The 18,551-nt window shown below is 71.6% G+C and carries 17 protein-coding genes; 6 read left to right on the top strand and 11 right to left on the bottom strand.

The features are described from left to right. Window positions 1–27 precede the first annotated feature (27 nt). On the bottom strand, window positions 28–384 hold the full coding sequence (locus ACOV8S_RS12205; protein WP_448317797.1) for a hypothetical protein: 357 nt from the start codon (window positions 382–384) through the stop codon (window positions 28–30). Window positions 385–490: 106 nt separating this feature from the next. Continuing rightward, entirely contained in the window at window positions 491–1,453 is a 963-nt protein-coding gene (locus tag ACOV8S_RS12200; RefSeq protein ID WP_448317932.1) for a heme o synthase, read from the bottom strand. 552 nt (window positions 1,454–2,005) lie between these two features. Between ACOV8S_RS12200 and tkt the strand changes: the two genes are divergently transcribed. Genes tkt through pgl form a run of 5 tightly spaced genes read left to right on the top strand, consistent with a single transcriptional unit; the run spans window position 2,006 to window position 8,652 of the window. Continuing rightward, entirely contained in the window at window positions 2,006–4,093 is a 2,088-nt protein-coding gene (tkt, locus tag ACOV8S_RS12195) for a transketolase (protein WP_448317796.1), read from the top strand. A 34-nt stretch (window positions 4,094–4,127) separates the two neighbouring features. Further along, window positions 4,128–5,246 carry a transaldolase gene (tal, locus tag ACOV8S_RS12190; RefSeq protein WP_448317795.1) on the top strand — a complete coding sequence of 373 codons (1,119 nt, stop codon included), beginning with the start codon at window positions 4,128–4,130 and terminating at the stop codon, window positions 5,244–5,246. A gap of 3 nt (window positions 5,247–5,249) precedes the next feature. Beyond that, window positions 5,250–6,788: a glucose-6-phosphate dehydrogenase gene (gene zwf / locus ACOV8S_RS12185; protein WP_448317794.1), complete on the top strand. Its 1,539-nt coding sequence runs from the start codon at window positions 5,250–5,252 to the stop codon at window positions 6,786–6,788. Then, a complete protein-coding gene (gene opcA / locus ACOV8S_RS12180; RefSeq protein ID WP_448317793.1) occupies window positions 6,785–7,900 on the top strand; it encodes a glucose-6-phosphate dehydrogenase assembly protein OpcA in 1,116 nt (371 codons plus the stop codon). The genes zwf and opcA overlap by 4 nt, the downstream gene beginning before the upstream one ends. Next, the gene (pgl, locus tag ACOV8S_RS12175) at window positions 7,897–8,652 is read left to right on the top strand and encodes a 6-phosphogluconolactonase (RefSeq protein ID WP_448317792.1); all 756 of its coding nucleotides are present in this window, start codon (window positions 7,897–7,899) and stop codon (window positions 8,650–8,652) included. The genes opcA and pgl overlap by 4 nt, the downstream gene beginning before the upstream one ends. A 321-nt stretch (window positions 8,653–8,973) precedes the next feature. On the opposite strand, the gene pgi is transcribed toward pgl, so the two are convergent. The 9 genes from pgi to rapZ form a co-directional block, all read right to left on the bottom strand. Further along, complete coding sequence (gene pgi / locus ACOV8S_RS12170; protein WP_448317791.1) at window positions 8,974–10,626, bottom strand: glucose-6-phosphate isomerase; 1,653 nt, start codon at window positions 10,624–10,626, stop codon at window positions 8,974–8,976. A 218-nt stretch (window positions 10,627–10,844) separates the two neighbouring features. Further along, window positions 10,845–11,180, bottom strand: coding sequence for an RNA polymerase-binding protein RbpA (locus ACOV8S_RS12165; RefSeq protein WP_128377828.1), 336 nt, complete (start codon window positions 11,178–11,180; stop codon window positions 10,845–10,847). 269 nt (window positions 11,181–11,449) lie between these two features. Then, window positions 11,450–11,689, bottom strand: a complete 240-nt coding sequence (secG, locus tag ACOV8S_RS12160; protein WP_448317931.1) for a preprotein translocase subunit SecG — start codon at window positions 11,687–11,689, stop codon at window positions 11,450–11,452. Between the two features lie 178 nt (window positions 11,690–11,867). Next, complete coding sequence (gene tpiA, locus ACOV8S_RS12155; RefSeq protein WP_448317790.1) at window positions 11,868–12,644, bottom strand: triose-phosphate isomerase; 777 nt, start codon at window positions 12,642–12,644, stop codon at window positions 11,868–11,870. Window positions 12,645–12,648: 4 nt separating this feature from the next. Then, window positions 12,649–13,860 carry a phosphoglycerate kinase gene (locus tag ACOV8S_RS12150; protein WP_448317789.1) on the bottom strand — a complete coding sequence of 404 codons (1,212 nt, stop codon included), beginning with the start codon at window positions 13,858–13,860 and terminating at the stop codon, window positions 12,649–12,651. Window positions 13,861–13,992: 132 nt separating this feature from the next. Further along, window positions 13,993–15,000 (bottom strand): type I glyceraldehyde-3-phosphate dehydrogenase, encoded by a 1,008-nt coding sequence (gap, locus tag ACOV8S_RS12145; protein WP_448317788.1) that lies wholly within the window; start codon window positions 14,998–15,000, stop codon window positions 13,993–13,995. Between the two features lie 250 nt (window positions 15,001–15,250). Further along, entirely contained in the window at window positions 15,251–16,240 is a 990-nt protein-coding gene (gene whiA / locus ACOV8S_RS12140; RefSeq protein WP_351118219.1) for a DNA-binding protein WhiA, read from the bottom strand. After that, entirely contained in the window at window positions 16,231–17,319 is a 1,089-nt protein-coding gene (locus tag ACOV8S_RS12135) for a gluconeogenesis factor YvcK family protein (RefSeq protein WP_448317787.1), read from the bottom strand. The genes whiA and ACOV8S_RS12135 overlap by 10 nt, the downstream gene beginning before the upstream one ends. Then, window positions 17,316–18,272 (bottom strand): RNase adapter RapZ, encoded by a 957-nt coding sequence (gene rapZ / locus ACOV8S_RS12130; RefSeq protein ID WP_448317786.1) that lies wholly within the window; start codon window positions 18,270–18,272, stop codon window positions 17,316–17,318. Before rapZ ends, ACOV8S_RS12135 begins: the two co-directional genes overlap by 4 nt. Window positions 18,273–18,361: 89 nt before the next feature. Here rapZ and ACOV8S_RS12125 point away from each other — a divergent pair. Further along, the coding region (locus ACOV8S_RS12125) for a hypothetical protein (RefSeq protein WP_448317785.1) at window positions 18,362–18,551 on the top strand (190 nt) is incomplete at its 3' end.

Genomic DNA, 18,551 nt, shown 5'->3' with positions numbered 1-18,551 from the left:
GGGCGGGGCGGCTCGGGCGGGGAGGGCTCAGGCCGGGTTCTTGGGGCCGCCGAGCTGGATGCCGGCCATCCGGGACCACTCGTACGGGCCCGTCCTGACCTTGGCGGCGAACTCCCCGTCGAAGTCCTCGTGGACGGTGATGCCCGCCTTCGTCACGGCCGCGACGGCCACGTCGTACGTGGGGGCCACCAGGTCGCCCCACTCGCCGTCCTCGCCCACCAGGACGATCCGCGCCCCCTTGCGGCCGAGGTGCGCCACCTGGCCCTCCGCACCGCCGTGCTGTGCGGCGAAGGACCCGATCTGCTTGGCGAGCTTCGCGGCGCGCCGCTCACCGTGCGCGTCCGCCGGGGCGGCCGCCTCGTCAACCTGCTGCGTGTCTGCCATGGTCAGGATGCTACCGACGGGTAGTGAAAGCGGCGACGCGAGGGGCGGGTGGCGTTGGCCACCCGCCCCTCGCGTCGGGGCGGAACGAGGGCGGAAGGGATGCCCGTCAGCGCAGGAAGGGGTCGACGGCGACGGCGACGAAGAGGACCGAGACGTAGGTGATCGACCAGTGGAACAGCCGCATCTCCTTGAGCTTCCCCCCGGTGACCTCCGCCTTGGCGCGGCCCTGCAGCGCGTGGGCCTCCCACAGCCACCAGCCGCCCGCGGCCAGCGCGACCGCGGTGTAGAACCAGCCGGTGTAGCCCAGCGGCGTCAGCAGCAGCGAGACCGCGACCATGACCCAGCTGTAGACCACGATCTGCCGGGCGACCACCTTGTTGGAGGCCAGCACCGGCAGCATCGGCACGCCCGCCCGCGCGTAGTCGTCCTTGACCTTCATCGACAGCGGCCAGTAGTGCGGCGGCGTCCAGAAGAAGATGACGAGGAAGAGGACGACCGGCGCCCAGGAGAGGGAGTCGGTGACCGCGGACCAGCCGATCAGCACCGGCATGCAGCCGGCGATGCCGCCCCAGACGATGTTCTGCGCCGTGCGGCGCTTGAGGATCATCGTGTAGACGACGACGTAGAAGAAGAGCGCGCCCAGCGAGAGCCAGGCGGACAGCCAGTTGACCGTGAGCCCGAACAGCAGGGTGGAGACGGCGGCCAGGGTGAGACCGAAGGCGAGGCACTCGCGCGGACTCACCATGCCGGTGACCAGCGGACGCTGCGAGGTGCGGTCCATCAGCGCGTCGATGTCGCGGTCGTACCACATGTTCAGCGCGTTGGCGCCGCCCGCGGAGAGGTACCCGCCGAGACAGGTCAGCAGCACGAGCGAGAGGTCGGGAACGCCCTGCTCGGCCAGGAACATCACCGGAACGGTGGTGATGAGCAGCAGCTCGATGATCCGCGGCTTGGTGAGCGCCACGAACGCCATGACCCGGGCCCGGACCGGCCGGCGATTGGGCCCCGGGCTGCTCGTGCTCGCCCCGGACACCGCCGCTGGACGGGATTCAACGGCCGTCACGCACACCCCTGACAGAGACATCCCAGCGAGCCCTCGCCGAATCGGACCTGTCGGAAAGGTCCGGCGAAGGCTCGCGCGTACCACGCCACTCTAGACGTTGCCCAGACCCCACGATTCGCGGGGGTGCTGTCGTGTTGGGCGCACCGGCCGGGGAACCCGGCGGGGGAGGCTTCCGCGCCCCGCGGCAGGCCTCGTGTCCGGACCGGCGGCGGGCCGCCGCGACGGACCGCTCGACAGGCGCGGCGACGGACCCGGCGACGGGCCCGGCGACCGGGCCCGACGGGGGGACCCGGCGGAGGCCTCGCGAGGACCTTCGGAGGCCCTCGCGAGGACCCCGTCGTTCGCCCATGTGAGCGGCTTCGTTCGCAGAAGAAATGCCCATGTGAGCGGGTGTGAACGCAGAAGAATCGGGGCTGTGGCCACACTCTGGTCACAGGGGAGAAGGCCGTGTTTGCACGGGATAGGCTCGACCCGCCGGCGGCTCGGAACCCCGTCGGTGGGACCGGTGGGCGCACACCTCACCGGCATTAGACATGTGGAGAGGAGCCCTGACCCAGGGTGAGCAACAAGCCGACCACCACAGCCCTCGAGTGGACAGAGCTGGACCGGCGCGCGGTGGACACCGCGCGCATCCTGGCCGCCGACGCCGTACAGAAGGTCGGCAACGGCCATCCCGGTACGGCCATGAGCCTCGCGCCGGCGGCGTACACGCTGTTCCAGAAGGTAATGCGCCACGACCCCACCGACGCCGACTGGGTGGGACGTGACCGCTTCGTCCTCTCGGCGGGGCACTCGTCCCTGACCCTCTACACCCAGCTCTACCTGGCCGGCTTCGGCCTGGAGCTGGACGACCTGAAGGCCTTCCGCACCTGGGGCTCCAAGACCCCCGGTCACCCGGAGTACGGCCACACCACCGGCGTGGAGACCACCACCGGCCCGCTGGGCCAGGGCGTGGCGAACGCGGTCGGCATGGCGATGGCCTCCCGCTACGAGCGCGGCCTGTTCGACCCCGAGGCGGCGCCGGGCGAGTCGCCCTTCGACCACTTCGTCTTCTGCGTCGCCGGCGACGGCTGCCTCCAGGAGGGCATCGCCGCCGAGGCCTCCTCCATGGCGGGTCACCAGAAGCTGGGCAACCTGGTCCTGCTGTGGGACGACAACCACATCTCGATCGAGGGCGACACGGAGACCGCGGTCTCCGAGGACGTCTGCAAGCGGTACGAGGCCTACGGCTGGCACGTCCAGCGGGTCGAGCCGCAGGAGAACGGCGACCTGGACCCGGCCGCGATCTACGAGGCCGTCCAGGCCGCGAAGGCCGTGACCGACCGGCCGTCCTTCATCGCGATGCGCTCCATCATCGCCTGGCCCGCCCCGAACGCGCAGAACACCGAGGCCGCCCACGGCTCGGCGCTCGGCGACGACGAGGTCGCGGCGACCAAGCGCGTGCTGGGCTTCGACCCGGAGCAGACCTTCGAGGTCTCCGACGAGGTCATCGGCCACACCCGCAAGGCCGTGGACCGCGGCCGGGACGCCCGCGCGGAGTGGGACAAGCAGTTCCAGGCGTGGCGCGAGGCCAACCCGGAGCGTGCCGCCGAGTTCGACCGCATCGCCGCGGGCGAGCTGCCGGCCGGCTGGGAGGAGAAGCTCCCGGTCTTCGAGGCGGGCACCTCGGTGGCCACCCGTGCCGCCTCCGGCAAGGTGCTGCAGGCGCTCGGCTCGGTCGTGCCCGAGCTGTGGGGCGGCTCGGCCGACCTCGCCGGCTCCAACAACACCACGATCGACAAGACCAGCTCCTTCCTCCCGAAGGGCAACCCGCTGCCGGAGGCCGACCCGTACGGCCGCACCATCCACTTCGGCATCCGCGAGCACTCCATGGGCGCCGAGATGAACGGCATCGCCCTGCACGGCAACACGCGCGTCTACGGCGGCACCTTCCTGGTGTTCTCCGACTACATGCGCAACGCCGTCCGCCTGTCCGCGCTGATGCACCTGCCGGTGACCTTCGTGTGGACGCACGACTCGATCGGCCTCGGCGAGGACGGCCCGACCCACCAGCCGGTGGAGCACCTGGCCTCGCTGCGCGCCATCCCGGGCCTGAACATCGTCCGCCCGGCCGACGCCAACGAGACGTCGATCGCCTGGCGCGAGATCCAGCGCCGCTGGACCAAGGAGTTCGGCAAGGGCGCCCCGCACGGTCTGGCGCTCACCCGCCAGGGCGTGCCGGTGTACGAGGCGAACGAGGACACCGCCCGCGGCGGCTACGTGCTGAAGGACGCCGAGGGCGGCGAGCCGCAGGTCGTGCTGATCGCCACCGGCTCCGAGGTGCACCTGGCCGTCGAGGCCCGCGAGCAGCTGCAGGCGGAGGGCGTGCCGACCCGGGTCGTCTCCATGCCGTCCGTGGAGTGGTTCGACGAGCAGGACCAGGCGTACCGGGACAGCGTGCTGCCCCCGTCCGTGAAGGCGCGGGTCGCGGTCGAGGCCGGTGTCGGACTGACCTGGCACCGCTTCGTGGGCGACGCCGGCCGGATCGTCTCGCTGGAGCACTTCGGCGCCTCCGCCGACGCGAAGGTGCTGTTCCGCGAGTACGGCTTCACGGCCGAGAACATCGCCGCCCAGGCCCGGGAATCCCTCGCCGCCGCCCAGCGCTGACGCTGTTACCGATCAAGTAGGAGATGCAAAACTCATGACAGACGCACTCAAGCGCCTCTCCGACGAGGGTGTGGCGATCTGGCTGGACGACCTGTCCCGCAAGCTGATCTCCTCCGGGGCCCTGCAGGAGCTGATCGACGACCAGCACGTGGTCGGTGTCACCACCAACCCGTCGATCTTCCAGAAGGCGATCTCCGAGGGTGACGGCTACGACACCCAGCTCACCGACCTCGCCGCCCGCAAGGTGACGGTCGAGGAGGCGATCCGGATGATCACGACAGCGGACGTCCGCGACGCCGCCGACGTGCTGCGCCCGGTCTTCGACGCCACCGACGGCCGTGACGGCCGCGTCTCGATCGAGGTCGACCCCCGTCTGGCGCACGACGAGCGGGCCACGGTCGCCGAGGCCAAGCAGCTGGCCTGGCTGGTGGACCGCCCGAACACGCTGATCAAGATCCCGGCGACCCTGGCGGGCCTGCCCGCGATCACCGAGGTCATCGGTCTGGGCATCAGCGTCAACGTCACGCTGATCTTCTCCCTCGAGCGCTACCGCCAGGTGATGGACGCCTACCTGGCCGGTCTGGAGAAGGCCAAGGAGCGCGGCCTGGACCTGTCGAAGATCCACTCCGTGGCCTCCTTCTTCGTCTCCCGGGTCGACACCGAGATCGACAAGCGGATCGACGCCCTGGGCACCGACGACGCCAAGGCGGCGCGCGGCAAGGCCGCCCTCGCCAACGCCCGTCTGGCCTACCAGGCGTACGAGGAGGTCTTCGGCTCCGAGCGCTGGAACGCCCTGGAGCGCGCCGGCGCCAACCGCCAGCGCCCGCTGTGGGCCTCCACCGGCGTCAAGGACAAGGCGTACAAGGACACCCTGTACGTCGACGACCTGGTCGCGCCGAACACGGTGAACACCATGCCGGGCGGCACCCTCGAGGCGGTGGGCGACCACGGTCAGATCACCGGCGACACGGTCACCGGCACCTACGAGCAGGCTCGCGCCGACCTGGACGCCGTCGAGGCACTGGGCATCTCGTACGACGAGGTCGTCGAGCTGCTGGAGAAGGAGGGCGTCGAGAAGTTCGAGGCCGCCTGGAACGACCTGCTGGACTCGACCAAGGCCGAGCTCGAGCGGCTCGCCCCCTCGGAGGCCTAGACCTTGTCACCCTCTCCTGTCACCGGAGCGAACCCGCTCCGTGACGCCCTGGACCGACGGCTCCCGCGCATCGCGGGGCCGTCGGGCCTGGTGATCTTCGGCGTCACGGGCGACCTGTCCCGCAAGAAGCTGATGCCGGCGGTGTACGACCTCGCGAACCGTGGTCTGCTGCCGCCGGGTTTCTCCCTGGTGGGCTTCGCCCGCCGTGAGTGGGCGGACGAGGACTTCGCCCAGGTGGTCCACGACGCCGTCAAGGAGCACTCCCGCACGCCGTTCCGCGAGGAGGTCTGGCAGCAGCTGGCCCAGGGCATGCGGTTCGTCCAGGGTTCCTTCGACGACGACGCGTCCTTCGAGTCGCTGCGCGACACCATCGACGAGCTGAACCGCGCCCAGGGCACCGGCGGAAACTTCGCCTTCTACCTGTCCGTCCCGCCCGGGTCCTTCCCGGTGGTCATCCAGCAGCTGAAGAAGCACGGCCTGGCCGACCAGAAGGACGGCGCCTGGCGCCGTGCGGTGATCGAGAAGCCGTTCGGCCACGACCTGAAGTCGGCCGAGGAGCTCAACTCCCTGGTCCACGAGGTGTTCCAGCCGGAGCAGGTCTTCCGCATCGACCACTACCTCGGCAAGGAGACCGTCCAGAACATCCTGGCGCTCCGCTTCGCCAACCAGATGTTCGAGCCGCTGTGGAACCGGTCCTACGTGGACCACGTGCAGATCACCATGGCCGAGGACATCGGCATCGGCGGCCGGGCCGGGTACTACGACGGCATCGGCGCGGCCCGTGACGTCATCCAGAACCACCTGCTGCAGCTGCTCGCCCTGACCGCGATGGAGGAGCCCGCCTCCTTCGACGCGGACGCGCTGGCCGCCGAGAAGACCAAGGTCCTCGGCGCGGTGCGGCTCCCCTCCGACCTGGGCGCCTCCACGGTGCGCGCCCAGTACACGGCGGGCTGGCAGGGCGGCGCGAAGGCCGTCGGCTACCTGGAGGAGGAGGGCATCGACCAGTCCTCCCGGACCGACACCTACGCGGCGATCAAGCTGGAGATCGACAACCGCCGGTGGGCGGGCGTCCCCTTCTACCTGCGCGCCGGCAAGCGGCTGGGTCGCCGGGTCACCGAGATCGCGGTGGTCTTCCAGCGCGCGCCGCACTCCCCGTTCGGCCACACGGCCACCGAGGAGCTCGGGCAGAACGCCATGGTGATCCGGGTGCAGCCCGACGAGGGCATGACGGTCCGGTTCGGCTCCAAGGTGCCTGGCACCTCGATGGAGATCCGGGACGTCTCGATGGACTTCGCCTACGGCGAGTCGTTCACCGAGTCCAGCCCGGAGGCCTACGAGCGGCTGATCCTCGACGTCCTCCTGGGCGACGCCAACCTCTTCCCCCGGACGGAGGAGGTGGAGCTCTCCTGGAAGATCCTCGACCCGATCGAGCAGTTCTGGGACGCCGAGGGATCCCCCGCCCAATATCCGGCCGGAACCTGGGGACCCGCAGAAGCGGACGAGATGCTCGCACGAGACGGACGGAGCTGGCGCCGGCCATGAAGATCGACCTCACCGACACCACGGCCAGCAAGATCAACAAGGCGCTGGTCCAGGGCCGCCGCGCACTGGGCGCCCCTGCCGTCGGCATGGTGCTCACCCTGGTCGTCGTCACCGACGAGGAGAACGCCTACGACGCCATGAAGGCGGCGTCGGAGGCCTCGCACGAGCACCCCGCGCGGCTGCTCGTGGTCATCAAGCGGCACGCCCGCTCCCCGCGCGACCGCACCCAGTCCCGCCTCGACGCCGAGGTGCGGGTGGGCGCGGACGCCGGGGCCGGCGAGACGGTGGTGCTGCGGCTCTACGGCGAGGTGGTCAACCACGCCCAGTCCGTGGTGCTGCCTCTGCTGCTGCCGGACGCCCCCGTGGTGGTCTGGTGGCCGGTGAACGCGCCGCTGGACCCGGCGAAGGACCCGCTGGGCGCACTGGCCCAGCGCCGGGTGACGGACACCTACGCGGCGGAGGACCCGGTCGGCGAGCTGCGCGCGCTGTCCGACGCCTACACCCCCGGCGACACCGACCTGTCGTGGACCCGGATCACCCCGTGGCGGTCGATGCTGGCCGCCGCGCTCGACCAGGTCTCCTGCCAGGTCAAGGCCGTCGAGGTCGAGGGCGAGGAGTTCAACCCGAGCTGCGAGCTGCTGGCGATGTGGCTGGCCGAGCGTCTCGACGTGCCGGTGCGCCGCACCCGCTCCGCCGGGCCCGGGCTCACCGGCGTCCGGATGGACACCAGCTGCGGCCGGATCACCCTGGACCGCGCCGACGGCACCCTGGCCACCCTCGGCATCGAGGGCCAGCCGGACCGCCAGGTGGCGCTCAAGCGGCGGGAGACCTCGGAGCTGATCGCCGAGGAACTGCGGCGGCTGGACCCCGACGAGACGTACGCCGCCACCCTGCAGTACGGGGTGGACCGGCTCTACGCCGGCGCGGACGCCGCCGAGACCTTCGGCGGGAAGGGTGCGGAGGACGTCCCGGCGAAGGACGTCCCGGCGCAGAACGCCTCCGGGGACGGCGACGCGGAGGCGGTGCCGGTGCCCGAGGAGGACGTCGTGAAGGGTCCCGCCAAGCGGACCGCCAAGCGCGGTCCCGCCGTGAAGCGGGCGGCGGCCAAGTGAGCGGGGGCGAGGCGCGGCTGCTGGTCCACCGCGACAAGGACCTGATGGCGCGGGCCGCCGCCGCGCGGTTCATCACCGCCGTGGTGGACGCCCAGGCCGAGCGGGGGCACGCCTCCGTGGTCCTGACCGGCGGCCGCAACGGCAATGGGCTGCTGGCCGCGCTGGCCGCGTCGCCGGCGCGGGACGCCGTGGACTGGGCCCGCCTGGACCTGTGGTGGGGCGACGAGCGGTACCTGCCGGCCGGGGACCCGGAGCGCAACGTCACGCAGGCCCGTGAGGCGCTGCTGGACGCGGTTCCGGTGGACCCGGCGCGGGTGCACGCGATGCCGGCCTCCGACGGGCCGCACGGCGACGACGTCGAGGCCGCGGCGGCGGCCTACGCGCAGGAGCTGGCGCTGGCCGCCGGGGACGGCGCGGCGGTGCCGGAGTTCGACGTGCTGATGCTGGGCGTCGGTCCCGACACCCATGTCGCCTCCCTCTTCCCCGGGCTGCCCGGGGTGCGGGAGACCGAGCGCACGGTGGTCGCCGTGCGGGAGGCGCCGAAGCCTCCGCCGGTGCGGGTGTCGCTCACGCTGCCGGCGATCCGGGCGGCGCGTCAGGTGTGGCTGCTCGCGGCGGGCGAGGACAAGGCGGAGGCCGCGGCGACGGTTCTGCGCGGCGGGGTCGACCCTGCCGATGCCCCCGCGGCGGGGGTGTTGGGGCGCGAGAGCACGCTCTGGCTCCTCGACGCGGCGGCGGCCTCCAAGCTGTAGCCCTGGCCGAAGCCCCCGGTACCGTTTCTCGGCACCGGGGGCTTCGCTGTGCCCGCGCCCCGCTGCGGACCGGGTCACGCGCGTCCGCACCGCCTGCGCCGCCTCCCCCAAGGACTTCGTCCAGGGGGTACCCCCATCGCCCCCTGGGCGGCCCAGCCGCCCGCAGGGGGGCGAGGCTCCTGCGGCGAGGCCGGTTCACCCTGCGGGCAATCGTGCCGCTGGGGCGGCACGGGTGGGCGCAGGCGGTGCATACGCACGGGACGGTTCGCTGCGTGGGGCCGGGCAGCCCTCGCCGCAGCGGGCCCCGGTGTGAGGCGCGGCTCAGCGGCCGCGCAGCTCCCGGTACGTGGCGACCAGGGCCTTGGTGGACCCGTCCAGCCCCGGCACGTCCGCCCCCTCCGTGAGCGCCGGCTCCACCCGCTTGGCGAGGACCTTGCCCAGCTCGACGCCCCACTGGTCGAAGGAGTCGATGTCCCACACCGCGCCCTGGACGAACACCTTGTGCTCGTAGAGCGCGACCAACTGCCCCAGCACGGACGGCGTGAGGGACTCCGCCAGGATCGTGGTCGTCGGGTGGTCGCCCAGGAACACGCGGTGCGGCACCAGTTCCTCGGCGACGCCCTCCGCCCGGACCTCCTCCGGCGTCTTGCCGAAGGCCAGCGCCTGCGTCTGCGCGAAGAAGTTCGCCATCAGCAGGTCGTGCTGCGCCTCGAGTTCGGGGCTGAGCCCTTCCACCGGGCGGGCGAAGCCGATGAAGTCGGCGGGGATCAGCTTGGTGCCCTGGTGGATCAACTGGTAGTACGCGTGCTGCCCGTTGGTGCCGGGCGTGCCCCAGACCACCGGCCCGGTCTGCCACTCCACCGGCCGCCCGTCGCGGGCCACGTACTTGCCGTTGGACTCCATGTCCAGCTGCTGCAGGTAGGCCGTGAACTTCGACAGGTAGTGGCTGTAGGGCAGGACCGCGTGCGACTGGGCGTCGTGGAAGTTGTTGTACCAGATGCCCAGCAGGCCGAGGAGCAGCGGCGCGTTGTCCTCCGCCGGGGCGGTGCGGAAGTGCTCGTCGACCAGGTGGAAGCCCTCGAGCATCTCGCGGAAGCGGTCCGGGCCGATGGCGATCATCAGCGAGAGGCCGATCGCCGAGTCGTAGGAGTAGCGGCCGCCGACCCAGTCCCAGAACGCGAACATGTTCTCGGTGTCGATGCCGAACTCGGAGACCTTGCCGGCGTTGGTGGACAGCGCCACGAAGTGCTTGGCCACCGCCTCCTGGCCGGCGCCCAGCCGCTCCAGCAGCCAGGTCCGCGCGGAGGTGGCGTTGGTGACCGTCTCGATGGTGGTGAAGGTCTTGGAGGCGACGATGAACAGCGTCTCCTCGGCGTCCAGGTCCTGCAGCGCCTCGTGCAGGTCGGCGCCGTCCACGTTGGAGACGAACCGGAAGGTGAGCGAGCGGTCGGTGTAGGAGCGCAGCGCCTCGTAGGCCATCGCCGGGCCGAGGTCGGAGCCGCCGATGCCGATGTTCACCACGTTGCGGATGCGCCGGCCGGTGTGGCCGGTCCAGCCGCCGGAGCGGACGCGGTCGGCGAATCCGGCCATCTTCTCCAGGACGGTGTGCACCGCCGGGACCACGTCGGCGCCGTCCACCGCGACGGAGGCGTCGCGGGGGGCGCGCAGCGCGGTGTGCAGGACCGCCCGGTCCTCGGTGATGTTGATCTTCTCGCCGCGGAACATGGCGTCCCGCAGCCCGAAGACGTCCCGGGCCGCGGCCAGGTCGCGCAGCAGGCGCAGCGTCTCGTCGGTGATCAGGTGCTTGGAGTAGTCGATGTGCAGGTCGCCCACCCGCAGGGTGTACGCCGACCCGCGGCCGGGCTCCGCGTCGAACAGCTCGCGCAGCCGTACCTCGCCGAGCGCCTCGCGGTGCTTGGCCAGAGCGTTCCACTCCGGCAGCCGGTTGAGCCTCGGACGGCTCTCTGCGTTCATCGACTCTGCCCTCTTTCGTGCCTGCAATGCCTGCAAGGTGTGCGGGCCGCGTACCCGTGCAGCGGCCTCTGCCAACCTAGTTGATCAGTCCCGACATGGCGCGTTTGTCCACAGGCCGAAATCCCGGACGGCCGCGCCGGCCGGCCGCCGGACCCCGGGCCCACGGGGCATGACGGAACGGCCGGACGCCCGTTCGGCGTCCGGCCGTTGACGGCGGATCAGATCTCGCCGCGCAGCTTGGCCAGCGCCTCGGCGAGGATCGCCTCGCCGTCGGCGTCGCTGCGCCGCTCCCGCACGTAGGCGAGATGGGTCTTGTACGGCTCGGTGCGGGGCGGGTCCGGCGGGTTGTCCCGGTCCTGCCCCGCCGGGAAGCCGCAGCGCGGGCAGTCCCAGTTGTCGGGGACCTGCGCGTCACTCGCGAAACTCGGCTGGGTCTCGTGCCCGTTGGAGCACCAGAAGGAGACGCGCAGCCGCGGCGCGGACTCGCCGCGCTCGGCCTCGCCCATCGGCCCCGCCCCGACCCGACTTCCTCGGATCGCGTTGCCACTTGCCACGGTCGTAACTCCCTGCGTGATGGTGCCGCGAAGCTTCTCGGCGCAGCGCTTCGCCGCGAGCGCCCTCAGTAGGCCCGGTCAGTCTACGTAAGGCCCAACGCGCGTCCAGTGGCGGGAGTTGCGGGCCCCCGAACGGACGCAGGCCCCATGATAGGCGGCCTCCGGGGAGGCGCACCCGTCATAGGGCCTTGCGCGGGGAGTGGATCGGGATCGTGGGCCGCCACCCTTCGCCTTTCGGCCGACGACGGTCGATCGGCGTCGGTTTCCGGTCAGCCGCCGACCGAGGGCGACTTCGTGATGATGGCGAGGACCACGATGGTGACGAACCACAGGACGCCGACGACCACGGTGATGCGGTCCAGGTTTCGCTCGGCGACGGACGAACCGCCGACCGAGGACTGCATACCGCCACCGAACATGTCGGACAGGCCGCCGCCCTTGCCCTTGTGCATCAGCACCAGCAGCATCAGCAGCAAGCTGAAGACGATCAGGGCGATCTGGAACCCCATAACCACGGCTGGACCAACTTCCTCGGAATCGGATGGACGACGCGCGGCCCGGTGCCCCTGACGACCTCGCCCGCCGCACGCGGCACGCTGGTCAGGACACCGGACCCCGCAAGGGTACGACGGATCCTCCCCGCCGCCTACTCGCTACCGGCGGGCATCACCCACCGGTCACGGCCGGTCACTGGTCGCGGAACCGGACGATCTTCACGAACTCGTCCACGTCCAGCGAGGCGCCGCCGATCAGCGCGCCGTCGATGTCCGGCTTGGACATGATCTCGGCGACGTTGCCGGACTTCACCGAGCCGCCGTACTGGATGCGGATCTTGTCGGCGATGTCCTGGGAGTACAGCTCGGCGAGCTTGCCCCGGATCGCCCCGCAGACCTCCTGGGCGTCGTCGGCGCCGCAGACCTGGCCGGTGCCGATGGCCCAGACCGGCTCGTAGGCGACCACGACGGTCTCGGCCTGCTCGGCCGGGACGTCCTTGAGACCGCCCTCGACCTGCGCGAGGGTGTGCTCGACGTGGCGGCCGGCCTGGCGGACCTCGAGCTCCTCGCCCACGCACAGGATCGGCGTGAGCTCGTGCTTGAAGGCGGCCTTGACCTTGGCGTTGACGATCTCGTCGGTCTCGGCGTGGTACTGGCGGCGCTCGGAGTGGCCGACGGCCACGAAGGAGCACTTCAGCTTGGCCAGCATCACGCCGGAGATCTCGCCGGTGTAGGCGCCGGAGTCGTGCGCGGAGATGTCCTGGGCGCCGTACTTGACCTTGAGCTTGTCGCCGTCGACCAGCGTCTGCACGGAACGCAGGTCCGTGAAGGGCGGCAGCACGGCGACCTCGACGGCCTCGTAGTCCTTCTCCGCCAGGGCGAAGGCGAGCTTCTGGACGTGGGCGATGGCCTCCAGGTGGTTGAGGTTCATCTTCCAGTTGCCCGCCATCAGCGGCGTACGGGTGGTCATCGGGTCAGTCCTCCAGTGCGGCGAGGCCGGGGAGCGTCTTGCCCTCGAGGTATTCGAGGGAGGCGCCGCCGCCGGTCGAGATGTGGCCGAAAGCGTTCTCGTCGAAGCCAAGCGTACGGACCGCCGCGGCGGAGTCTCCGCCGCCCACCACGGTGAAGCCCTTGGACTCGGTGAGGGCCTGCGCGACGGCGCGGGTGCCCTGGGCGAAGTCGGGGTGTTCGAAGACGCCCATGGGGCCGTTCCAGAACACGGTGGCGGCGTCGGCGAGCTTCTCGGCGTAGAGCTCGCCGCTGCGCGGGCCGATGTCCATGCCCGCCTGGTCGGCCGGCATGGCGTCGGCGTCGACGGTGTCGGGGTTCGCGGGAGCCTTGGTCCTCAGGTCCGGGAACTGCGGGGTGACGAGGGCGTCGACCGGCAGGACGATCTCCACGCCGCTCTTCTCGGCGCGCTCCATGTACTCGGTGACGGTGCCGAGCTGGTCCTCCTGCAGGAGGGAGGTGCCGACCTCGTAGCCCTTGGCCTTGAGGAAGGTGAAGGCCATGCCGCCGCCGATCAGGATGCGGTCGGCCTTGCCCAGCAGCCGGTCGATCACGGCGAGCTTGTCGGAGACCTTGGCGCCGCCGAGGACCACCGCGTAGGGCCGGGCGACGTCGTCGGTGAGGCGCTCGAGGACCTTGACCTCGGCGGCGATCAAGTAGCCGGCGTAGTGCGGCAGGCGGGCCGGCAGGTCGTACACCGACGCGTGCTTGCGGTGCACCGCGCCGAAGCCGTCGCCGACGTAGACGTCCGCGAGGGCGGCGAGGCTGTCGGCGAACCCGCCGCGCTCGGCGTCGTCCTTGGAGGTCTCGCCGGCGTTGAAGCGCAGGTTCTCGATCACGGCGACCTGACCCGCCCGGAGCCCGTTCACGGTCTCCTGCGCGGAGGGGCCGACGGTGTCCTCGGCGAAGGCCACCGGGGCGCCGAGCAGCTCGCCCAGGCGGTCGGCGGCGGGCCGCAGGGTGAAGGCGGGGTCCGGGGCGCCCTTGGGGCGGCCCAGGTGCGAGGCGACGACCACCTTGGCGCCGGCCTCGGCGAGCGCCTTCACGGTCGGCAGGACGGCCCGGATGCGCCCGTCGTCGGTGATCCGGCCCTCCGCCAGCGGCACGTTGAGGTCGGCGCGGACGAACACGCGCCTGCCGTCGACTCCTTCGGCGAGCAGTTCGTCGATCGTCTTCATTCAGGGACTCCTCGGTGACTGAGCTGAATCGACTGAGCTGATTCAGACATGGAACAGGGCCCGGACGGCGCCTCGCTGCGCCGTCCAAGCCCTGCTCTCACATCGGTGGATCTATACGTTGTGGCTCGAGGCTCAGAGCTGGTTGCCGACGAAGACCGTCAGGTCGACGAGGCGGTGGGAGTAGCCCCACTCGTTGTCGTACCAGCCGATGACCTTCACGGACTTGCCTTCCTGGACCATCGTCAGGGAGGAGTCGAAGGTGCAGGAGGCCGGCTGGGAGACGATGTCGGAGGAGACGATCGGGTCCTCGGTGTAGACCAGGACGCCCTTGAGGGGACCCTCGGCGGCCTTCTGGAAGACCGCGTTGACCTCTTCCTTGGTGGTCTCGCGGGACAGCTCCACGACCAGGTCGGTGACCGAGCCGGTGGGAACCGGGACGCGCATGGCCATGCCGTCCAGCTTGCCCTTGAGCTGCGGGAGGACCAGGGCGGTCGCCTTCGCCGCGCCCGTGGTCGTCGGAATGATGTTGACCGCCGCGGCCCGGGCCCGGCGCAGGTCCGAGTGCGGGAAGTCCAGGATGCGCTGGTCGTTGGTGTACGCGTGCACCGTCGTCATCAGGCCCTTGACGATGCCGAAGTTCTCGTCCAGGACCTTCGCCATCGGCGCCACACAGTTGGTGGTGCAGGAGGCGTTGGAGATGACGTGGTGCTTCTCCGGGTCGTACTGGCTCTCGTTGACGCCCATCACCACGGTGAGGTCCTCGCCCTTGGCGGGCGCGGAGATCAGCACCTTCTTGGCGCCGCCGGCGATGTGCTGGGCGGCGGCCTCGCGCTTGGTGAAGATGCCGGTCGACTCGATGACGATGTCGACGCCGAGCTCGCCCCAGGGGATGTCCGCCGGGTTGCGCTCGGAGAGCACCTTGACGGTCTTCCCGCCGACGGTGATCGAGTCCTCGGTGTGGGTGACCTCCTCGGCCAGGCGGCCCAGGACGGTGTCGTACTTCAGCAGGTGTGCGGTGGTCGCGGTGTCACCAAGGTCGTTGACAGCCACGACTTCGACATCCGCACCCTGGTCGAGCAGAGCCCGGAAGTAGTTGCGACCGATGCGGCCGAAGCCGTTGATGCCTACGCGGATCGTCACGAACCCATCTCCTTGTTGTGCGCCGGTACGGCAAAGCCGCCGCCCGGCGAGCTGCATGAGTTGTCCCCGACCGCCTCCGACCCTACCGCTCGTGAGGCCCGGAAGTGACATTGAGATGACCCATACCCGGCAGCCCCCTCCTTACCCGCCGGTAGCCGGACGGAACACGCTCTTCCGTGCACCCTCGCGCACACATGACGACGGGGGCGCGGTCCGATTCCGCGCCCCCGTGCAGTCCTTTGAATATGTGTCACCCAGCGAGGTTGTCCGCCAGTTCCTCGGACAGACCCGCCTCCGTACCAGGGATTCCGAGGTCCGAGGCGCGCTTGTCCGCCATGGCGAGCAGGCGCCTGATCCGGCCGGCCACCGCGTCCTTGGTGAGCGGCGGGTCGGCGAGCGCGCCCAGCTCCTCCAGGGAGGCCTGCTTGTGGTCCATCCGCAGCCGGCCGGCCGCCGCGAGATGCTCGGGGACCTCGTCGCCCAGGATCTCCAGCGCGCGCTGCACGCGGGCGCCGGCGGCCACCGCGGCGCGGGCCGAGCGGCGCAGGTTGGCGTCGTCGAAGTTGGCCAGCCGGTTGGCGGTGGCCCGGACCTCGCGGCGCATTCGCCGCTCCTCCCAGGCGAGCACCGACTCGTGCGCCCCGAGCCTCGTCAACAGTGCGCCGATGGCATCACCGTCACGGACGACGACGCGGTCCACACCGCGTACCTCGCGCGCCTTGGCGGCGATGGACAGCCGCCGGGCCGCGCCGACCAGGGCGAGGGCCGCCTCGGGGCCGGGGCAGGTCACCTCCAGCGAGGAGGAGCGGCCGGGCTCGGTCAGCGAACCGTGGGCCAGGAAGGCCCCGCGCCAGGCCGCCTCGGCGTCGCAGGTGGCACCGGAGACGACCTGCGGCGGCAGGCCGCGGATCGGGCGGCCGCGGCCGTCGACCAGGCCGGTCTGCCGCGCCAGCTGGTCACCGCCCGCGACCACCCGCACCACGAACCGGGAACCGCGGCGCAGGCCGCCGGGCGCCATGACGATCAGCTCGGAGCTGTGGCCGAAGATCTCCAGGATGTCGCGCTTGAGGCGCCGGGCCGCCATCGCGGTGTCCAGCTCGGCCTCGATCACGATCCGCCCGCTGACCAGGTGGAGGCCCCCGGCGAAGCGCAGCAGGGCGGAGACCTCCGCCTTTCTGCAGCAGGTCCTGGTGACGGGAAGCCGTGAGATCTCGTCCTTCACAGCCGGCGTCATCGCCATGGGCCGATCCTTCCATGCATCCGAAAAATACGGTCGTACGCGGCTGCCAGCAGCTCCGGATCGTGCCGGGGGGTTCCGTCGGTCCGGGCCACGGGGGCCAGCTCGACCGCCGCGCCGACCCTCTTGGCGGCCGCGGCGAGCGCTTCGCGGTCCGGTACGGCGGCCTCGTCGGCCAGCACCACGTCCAGGGCGAGTTTAGGGGCGTGTCGTGCCAAAACCTCCACATGACGCTGCGGGGAGAAGCCCTCGGTTTCTCCGGGCTGCGGCGCGAGGTTCAGCGAGAGCACCCGGCGCGCGCGGGTCCGGGTGAGCGCGTCGAGCAGTTCGGGCACCAGCAGGTGCGGCATCACGGAGGAGAACCAGGACCCCGGTCCGAGGACCACCCAGTCGGCGTCCAGCACCGCCTCGACGGCCTCCGGGACGGCCGGCGGGTCGTGCGGCACCAGGTGGACGGACTGCACCTCACCGGGGGTGAGGGCCACGGTGGCCTGGCCGCGGACGGTGTCCACGTCCTCCGGGCGCGCCGGGTCGTGGCCCTTCACCAGCGCCTGCAGCTCCAGCGGCACCGCGGACATCGGCAGCACCCGGCCGTCCGCGCCGAGCAGCCGGCCCACCAGGTCCAGTGCCTGCACGTGGTCGCCCAGCTGTTCCCACAGGGCCACGATCAGCAGGTTGCCCACGGCGTGGCCGTGCAGGTCGCCCTCGGTCTGGAAGCGGTGCTGGATGACGCGGGCCCAGGTCTGGCCCCAGTCGTCGTCGCCGCACAGCGCGGCCAGCGCCTTGCGGAGGTCGCCGGGCGGCAGCACGCCCAGCTCCTGGCGCAGGCGGCCGCTGGAGCCGCCGTCGTCGGCGACGGTGACCACGGCGGTGAGGTCGCCGGTGATGCGGCGCAGTGCCGCCAGCGAGGCGGACAGGCCCATGCCACCGCCCAGGGCGACGACCTTGGGCGGGGCGCCCCTGCGTCGGGGGCGGGCCCCCCGGGCCTCCGTGGCGGCGCGGGCGGCCGTCCTGCCCTCCTTGCGGAAGGCGGGGACGGCGCTGCGCCGCAGGCTCGTCAGCCGCGGGGTGTGGCGTCTCATTCGCGTCCCATGTCCCGGTGGACGACCACCGTCTCGACACCGTCGGCGACCAGGCGCTTGGCGAGCTTCTCGGACATGGCGACGGAGCGGTGCTTGCCGCCGGTGCAGCCGACCGCGACGGTCACGTAGCGCTTGCCCTCGCGCCGGTACCCGGCCGCGATCATGTGCAGGAGCTCGGTGTACCGGTCGAGGAACTCCTTGGCGCCGGGCTGGGAGAAGACGTAGCCGGCCACCTCCTCGTTGAGGCCGGTGTACGCGCGCAGCTCGGGCACCCAGTGCGGGTTCGGCAGGAAGCGCATGTCGACGACGAGGTCGGCGTCTACCGGCAGGCCGTACTTGAAGCCGAACGACATGACGGTGGCCCGCAGCTCCGGCTCCTCCTCGCCGGCGAACTGGGCGTCCATCTTGGCGCGCAGCTGGTGCACGTTGAGGCCGGAGGTGTCGATCACCAGGTCGGCGTCGCCGCGCAGCTCGCGCAGGAGTTCGCGCTCGGCGGCGATGCCGTCGACGATGCGGCCGTCGCCCTGCAGCGGGTGCGGGCGGCGCACCGACTCGAAGCGGCGCACCAGCGCGTCGTCGGAGGACTCCAGGAACACGAAGCGCCGCCTGACCTGGCGGGCGTCGAGCTCGGCGAGGGACTCGCGGAGGTTGTCGAAGAAGCGGCGGCCGCGGACGTCGACGACCACGGCGATGCGGGCGACGTTGCCCTGGCTGCGGGCGCCGAGCTCCACCATGGTGGGGATCAGGGCGGGCGGCAGGTTGTCGACGACGAACCAGCCGAGGTCCTCCAGGCACTTGGCCGCGGTGGAGCGGCCGGCCCCGGACATGCCGGAGATGATCACCAGTTCCGGGGTTGCCGTGTCGGCCGCCGCCGGGAGGCTCTCGGGTCCCGTCGTCACCTGTGCCGCTCCGTCGTCCGTCCGGTCCGGTTGCCCCGGCTGTTGCTGCGTCATGCGTGCTGCCCCCGTCTCTCGTCCTTGCCGTCCGGCGACCCCGCGGGGCCGCCGTCGCGCGCCTTCCCGGCCGCGTCCTCGCTCACGCCTTGATCATCACCGACCGGGTGGTCGTCCCGGCCGGCGTCGTGCTCCTCGCCAGGGTGGCCCGCGTGCGGTTCGTGCCGCGGGACCGCACCGGACGGCGCCGTCGGCCACTGCCGCGGCGTCCCACCGGAGGGCGCCGTCGGCTCGCGCTCCGGGAGTTCCGTCACCTCGCGCGCCGGGCGGGGCGCGAGG

The organism is Streptomyces sp. CO7 (genome assembly GCF_053474865.1).
Note: the sequence above shows the minus strand (reverse complement) of the source record. Positions and strands in the feature narration are given on the sequence as shown.